Raw genomic sequence first — 2,061 nt, forward strand, 5'->3', positions numbered from 1 at the left:
GCGGCGGCTAAAAACACAGAAATGAGCGGGTGATCTGAGCGTTTTTGGTCGATTTGCCGCTTTTAAAATCAGCAGCAGCTGAAGTCAGCCAGAAATGCATGGCTACTTCAGAGGATCCCTAAGGAAAGAGCACGAGTTGCAGACGCAATTAAAGCCTCAATAAAGAAAAGTTCATTTATCACCATTGATGCTCGACCGTTAACTGGCAACAACCAACATATATTCGAACTACCATTCGTAGCCTTTCCATCTCTAAATAATTTGACAGACGAGGTTTATTTCCTCCTTGACAAGCACATCAAACCATTTGAATACGGCCATTCTTGGGTACTGAGAAAATCCGAAGACGATCAAGTGATCAAAAACGCAAGAATGATCACAGGGACTGAAAAAGGTGTTCCTTGCCCTGACACAAGAAGTCTGAAAGAGGTCGGTATTGAGCCTGGCATGTCCCTGAAGGTCACTCGCCCCTAATCTCATAACAACTGGTTCAAGCATCTCGCTTCGCGCACTCGGGACCGGCTAAAGCCGGCCACTTAACCAAACGTTAGGTGCCATCTAGTCAGATCGCAGCTAAAATACATTTAGCACCGCCAGCGTAGAGGTATATCACATGGATCTTGTTCACATTACGACGGCAGAGGAGCTACTAAAAGTTGAGCATCCTCACTTTGGCAAGATTCAGAAACTTGGATTCCTCAAGAGAACAGTCGGATTGTTTACGGGCACCAGTAGGAAAGCCGATGCCATTGATGATTACAGCTCAGGTAAGCGCCAGTCTGTCGCGTTGTACATCGAAGCAAATAATTTCATAGCAACTATTAGCAATTCATTTGTCCTTGTAACACTTAAGGAAGGTGCGAGCAGGTTCCCGGTCATTCAAAAAAAATGGGAATTTATCGACCAGAAAAGGGAGAAGGACTCACAGAGTTTTTTGGCACAGTTAATACGTACATTGACTCCGATGGCTTGAGGTGGGAGCACAGATTTAAAAGAACAGCCGACGAGGATGAGCTGGCAGGATTTGATAGTAATGGGAAGGAGGTTTTAGTCATAACACTTGAGAACCTCCGATGAACCTTTACCCTCAAGCAACCGCAATAAATATGGCACCTAACTAGCGGTTCAAATCGTTCGCTTCGCTCACTGGGACGGGCTAAAGCCCGCCCCTTAACCAAACGTTATGTCATGGTGAACACATGGCTTCTCTAGAAGGCCTTTTAAATACCGACTTTAGCTACCCAGGAATCGAGATCAAGATCGAGCTTCTTGTAATGCAAGAGTATCTGAAGCAGATAGAGGTCGGAATCAACGCCGTGTGCAACTCCTACCTAGAGAACGAAATAATAAAATACGCATAATCCGAATATTACGAATACCAACATATTTACTCCATTGCCGAAGAAGAAATTCCACGAGTAATCAAGCTTCCGCTCGTGGTTTCAATCTATACAATCTTTGAGAACTCAATTACTCAACTACTTTCATACGCCCAGGGAAAGGAGCAGAAAGGGCTTTCAATCAAAGATATCAACGACTGCTCTCTGACTGCAAAATTCAATAAATATATGAAGCATGTTCTGGAGTTTGACTTCCAAATCCCCGAGCACTCAATAAAGGACATCAGCACCCTAAGCAAAGTTAGAAACTGTATCGCTCACGCAAACGGCAACCTTCCTGCAATGAGCAAGGAAAAAATTGATGAATTAAAAACACTTGAGCGCTCGGGCGTCGGCATTGAGCTAACCTCAATGCACATTGACGTGTCATATGACTTTCTGAACAAGTGCATGGCTGCAGTAGAAAAAATAGTTAGAGAGCTAATGGATTATCTGGAAGCAAGGTATGGCTTTAATTAAGCACATAACAATTGGTTCAAACCGTTCGCTTCGCTCACTGGGACAGGCTAAAGCCCGCCCCTTAACCAAACGTTAGGTGCTTGGAGAATCCTTTGAACAGTAGTCAGATTTTTTGGTGGCGCTTACTCGTTGCAGCCACGGCGGGCCTTATGCTGTTCGGGCTAATTCTTGTCATCATGCCAAGCTTCACGCTGCAAAGTTT

The 2,061-nt window shown here is 44.5% G+C and carries 2 protein-coding genes; both read left to right on the forward strand.

Annotated features, from left to right (window positions below):
- Nucleotides 1–613: 613 nt before the first annotated feature.
- A complete protein-coding gene (locus V6M43_RS16375; protein ID WP_332737124.1) occupies nt 614–973 on the forward strand; it encodes a hypothetical protein in 360 nt (119 codons plus the stop codon).
- A gap of 463 nt (nt 974–1,436) precedes the next feature.
- A complete protein-coding gene (locus V6M43_RS16380) occupies nt 1,437–1,859 on the forward strand; it encodes a hypothetical protein (RefSeq protein ID WP_332737126.1) in 423 nt (140 codons plus the stop codon).
- Nucleotides 1,860–2,061 lie beyond the last annotated feature (202 nt).

Source organism: Flavihumibacter sp. (assembly GCF_036676075.1).
In the GTDB taxonomy this organism is placed as follows: Bacteria; Bacteroidota; Bacteroidia; order Chitinophagales; family Chitinophagaceae; genus Flavihumibacter.